Annotated in this window: 2 protein-coding genes; both read left to right on the forward strand. The window is 74.2% G+C overall.

The genetic code is table 11. From position 1 onward, the window contains the following. Positions 1-259: 259 nt before the first annotated feature. A complete protein-coding gene (locus GD970_RS21150) occupies positions 260-2,368 on the forward strand; it encodes an alpha-1,4-glucan--maltose-1-phosphate maltosyltransferase (RefSeq protein ID WP_152204857.1) in 2,109 nt (702 codons plus the stop codon). Beyond that, a partial coding sequence (gene treS, locus GD970_RS21155) for a maltose alpha-D-glucosyltransferase (protein WP_452179918.1) occupies positions 2,365-4,587 on the forward strand: 2,223 nt, incomplete at its 3' end. The genes GD970_RS21150 and treS, both read left to right, overlap by 4 nt.

Raw genomic sequence — 4,587 nt, forward strand, 5'->3', positions numbered from 1 at the left:
CGACGCGGCACCCGCCCCGCGGGAGGCGTCGGCCCCCGCCAGGCCGGCGCCGGCCGAGACGGCCCGCCCCGCCGACGGCGCCACCCCCGGCCCCGCCAGCGGCACCGACGCGCCGAAACGGGTAGCGTCTGCCGCGCAGGACGTCTCGTCCGCGGCCATGGGAGAGACGGCACCGCACCACCCCGGAGCCGTCGCCCCCGACCCCACCGCAGCCCCTGTCCCCACCGAGGAGTCCACGCCCCGCGCGGGCGGCACGACCATGACGTCACCAACGAGCTCCGCCACGCCGAGCACCCCAGCAGCCCCCCGCCCCACCGAGACGACCGCGGTCGGCGCGCCACCGGCCACCGCGCCGCGCCCGGCGCCGTTCGCGCCCGTCGGCCGCATCCCGGTCGTCGAGGTCTCCCCCGTCATCGAGGACGGCCGCTGGCCGGCCAAGGGCACCGTGGGCGAGGCGTTCCCCGTGCGCGCCACGGTCTTCCGCGAGGGCCACGACGCCGTCGCCGCCACCGCCGTGCTGGTCACCCCGGACGGCCGCGACCACTCCTGGGCGCACATGGTCGACATCGCGCCGGGCCTGGACCGCTACGAGGCGTGGCTCATGCCGGACGCGCCCGGCACCTGGGGCTTCCGCGTCGAGGGCTGGTCCGACCCCTACGGCACCTGGCGCCACGACGCCTCGATCAAGGTCGACGCCGGGGTCGACGTCGAGCTCATGCTCACCGAGGGCGCGCTGCTCCTCGAGCGGGCCGCAGCGCGGGACCTGCCCGCCGCGGCCGCGCAGGTGCTGCGCGACGCCGTCGCCGGCCTGCGCGACGCCGGCCGGCCCGCCCCCGCCCGCCTGGCCGCGGGCACCGCCGCCGAGGTGCGTGCGGTGCTGGCCGAGCACCCGCTGCGGGAGATGGTCTCGCCGTCGGCGACCTACCCGGTCCAGGTGGACCGCGAGCGCGCGCTGGTCGGCTCCTGGTACGAGATCTTCCCCCGGTCGGTCGGCGCGCACCGCGACGCCGCCACCGGCGAGTGGGTCTCGGGCACGCTGCGCACCGCGGCCGACGGGCTGGGCCGCATCGCCGAGATGGGCTTCGACGTCGTCTACCTCACGCCGATCCACCCCATCGGCATGACCAACCGCAAGGGCCGCAACAACACCCTCGAGGCCCAGCCGGGCGACCCCGGCTCGCCCTACGGCATCGGCGCGCCCGAGGGCGGCCACGACGCCATCCACCCCGACCTGGGCACCTTCGAGGACTTCGACCACTTCGTCGCCCGGGCGCGCCAGCACGGCCTGGAGGTCGCCCTCGACCTGGCGCTGCAGGCCTCGCCGGACCACCCCTGGGTCACCGAGCACCCGGAGTGGTTCACCACCCGGGCGGACGGGTCGATCGCCTATGCGGAGAACCCGCCGAAGAAGTACCAGGACATCTACCCGCTGAACTTCGACAACGACCCCGAGGGCATCTACAACGCCGTGCGGGACGTGCTGGAGGTGTGGGTGGCGCACGGGGTGACGATCTTCCGCGTCGACAACCCGCACACCAAGCCCCTGTCCTTCTGGCAGCGGCTGCTCGCCGAGTTCCGGCAGAAGCACCCCGACGTGCTCTTCCTCGCCGAGGCCTTCACCCGCCCGGCGATGATGCGCACGCTCGGCGCGATCGGGTTCCACCAGTCCTACACGTACTTCGCCTGGCGCACCGGCAAGCAGGAGATCGGCGAGTACCTCATGGAGCTCGCCTTCGAGACCGACGCGCGGCTGCGGCCGGCCTTCTGGCCGACGACGCACGACATCCTCACCCCGTACATGCAGCAGGGCGGGGCGAACGCGTTCGCCATCCGCGCCGTGCTCGCCGCCACCGGCTCGCCCACCTGGGGGATCTACTCCGGCTACGAGCTGGTCGAGAACGTCGCCCGCCCGGGCGCCGAGGAGCAGATCGACAACGAGAAGTACGAGTACAAGGAGCGCGACTGGTCGCGCGCGCCCAGCCTGGGCATCGCCGACCTGCTCGGCAGGCTCAACGCCGTCCGGCGGGCGCACCCGGCGCTGCAGCGGTTGCGCAACGTGCACATCCACCCCACCGACGACGACCAGATCCTGTGCTTCTCCAAGCGCCTGACGGCGGAGCAGTCGCCGACCGGCCGGGAGGACACGGTCATCGTCGTGCTCAACCTCGACCCGTACACCACCCGCGAGACGCTGCTGCACCTCGACCTCGGCGCCCTCGGGATCGCCGGGGACCCGCACGCCCCGTGGCCGGTCATGGCCGCCTCCGACGAGCTGGGCGGGGAGACGTACCTGTGGGGGTCCGACCCGTTCGTCCGGCTCGACCCGCACTCGCGCTGCGCCCACATCCTGTCGGTGAGGCCGCTGTGAGCCTGACGGAGCAGACGGCGGGCCCCTCCCCCTACAGCGCCCTGCCGCCGCGGGTCCAGCCCGTCGCGAACCTCCAGGCCCACCACCCGGGCCTGCGCGACGACCCCGAGTGGTACCGCACCGCCGTGTTCTACGAGGTGCTGCTGCGGGCCTTCGCCGACTCGCGCGGGTCGGGCACCGGGGACCTGCGCGGCCTCATCGACCGCCTCGACTACCTGCAGTGGCTCGGCGTGGACTGCCTGTGGCTGCCGCCGTTCTACCCCTCGCCGCTGCGCGACGGCGGCTACGACGTCTCCGACTTCACCTCGGTGGCGCCGGAGTACGGCACGCTGGAGGACTTCGAGGAGCTCATGCAGCAGGCGCACGCCCGCGGCATGCGCGTGATCATCGACCTGGTCATGAACCACACCAGCGACCAGCACCCGTGGTTCCAGTCCTCCCGCTCCAACCCCGACGGGCCCTACGGGGACTTCTACGTCTGGAGCGACGACAACACCAAGTACCCCGACGCCCGCGTCATCTTCGTCGACACCGAGACGTCGAACTGGACCTTCGACCCGGTGCGCCGGCAGTACTTCTGGCACCGGTTCTTCTCCCACCAGCCCGACCTCAACTTCGAGAACCCGGCCGTGCGCGAGGCGATGTTCGACGTCGTGCGGTTCTGGTGCCGGGTCGGCGTGGACGGCTTCCGGCTCGACGCGGTGCCCTATCTCTTCGAGGAGGAGGGCACCAACTGCGAGAACCTCCCCCGCACCCACCGCTTCCTGCGCGAGCTGCGGGCCATGATCGACCGGGAGTTCCCCGGCACGATCATGCTCGCCGAGGCCAACCAGTGGCCCGAGGACGTCGTGGAGTACTACGGCACCGAGTCGGCCCCCGAGTGCCACATGTGCTTCCACTTCCCGGTCATGCCGCGCCTCTACTACGCGCTGCGCGAGCAGCGGGCGCGGGCCATCCGCGACATCCTCGCCGACACGCCGCCCATCCCGAAGGGCGCCCAGTGGGGCACGTTCCTGCGCAACCACGACGAGCTGACCCTCGAGATGGTCTCCACCGAGGAACGCGCCGCGATGTACGGCTGGTACGCCGAGGACCCGCGCATGCGGGCCAACGTCGGCATCCGCCGGCGCCTGGCGCCGCTGCTGGGCAACTCCCGGGCCGAGATCGAGCTGGCCCACGCGCTGCTGCTGTCGCTGCCGGGCTCCCCGACGCTGTACTACGGCGACGAGATCGGCATGGGCGACAACATCTGGCTGCCCGACCGGGACGCGGTGCGCACCCCCATGCAGTGGACGCCGGACCGCAACGCCGGCTTCTCCACCGCCGACCCCGGCAAGCTGTACCTGCCGGTGGTGCAGTCGCTGGTCAACCACTACGCCGCGGTCAACGTCGAGGCCCAGATCGCCCAGCCCACCTCGCTGCTGCACTGGGTGCGCGGCATCCTCGACGTCCGGCGCCGGCACCCGGTCTTCGGCAACGGCGACTTCCGGCCCCTGGAGGTCGACAACGACGCCGTGCTCGCGTTCACCCGGACGAACGCCGAGGAGACGGTGCTGTGCGTGTTCAACCTCGCCAACACCGCCCGCTCGACGACGGTGCGCCTGCCCCGGGCGGCCGGCGCCCAGCTCACCGACGTCTTCGGCGGGGCACGCTTCCCGGAGGTGGCCCCCGACGGGTCGGTGACCTTCACCCTCGGCTCGCGCGACTTCTTCTGGCTGCTGGTCTCCAAGCCGGGCGCACCCGGCGCCCCGGCGCCCATGACGGGCCTGCCCGCGCAGGTCCGCCCCCTCGAGGAGCCCGAGCCGGTCAGCCCGCTCAGCCCGGAGACGGCGGAGCTCACCCCGGCGACGGCGGGCGTGACGGCGTCCGGCGCCGGCTCAGGCCCCGGTGCCGCGCCGGCGGCCGCCCCGGCGGCGACCTCGGCCGGCACCGCCGGCGCTCCCGTCGCCGCCACGCCGCCGCGGCCGGAGACCTACGTCGTGCCCTCCACCTCCGCGGCGCCGTACAGCCCCTCCGCCCCGCGGGCCCCCGAGCTGCCGTCCCCGGCCGCCACCGGGCAGCTGCCCGCGCCGGGCATGCCCGGCGAGCTGCCCCAGGGCTTCACCCCGCCGGGCGTGGCCAACGGCGACCTCGGGCGGGCCGCCGAGGCCGGCGTCGGCGAGGCGGGCGCGGCCGGCGGCCCGGCCGTCAACCCCGCCGGGCCCGGCCCGTCCGGCCCG

The sequence above is a fragment of the Georgenia thermotolerans genome (genome assembly GCF_009193185.1).
In the GTDB taxonomy this organism is placed as follows: domain Bacteria; phylum Actinomycetota; class Actinomycetes; order Actinomycetales; family Actinomycetaceae; genus Georgenia; species Georgenia thermotolerans.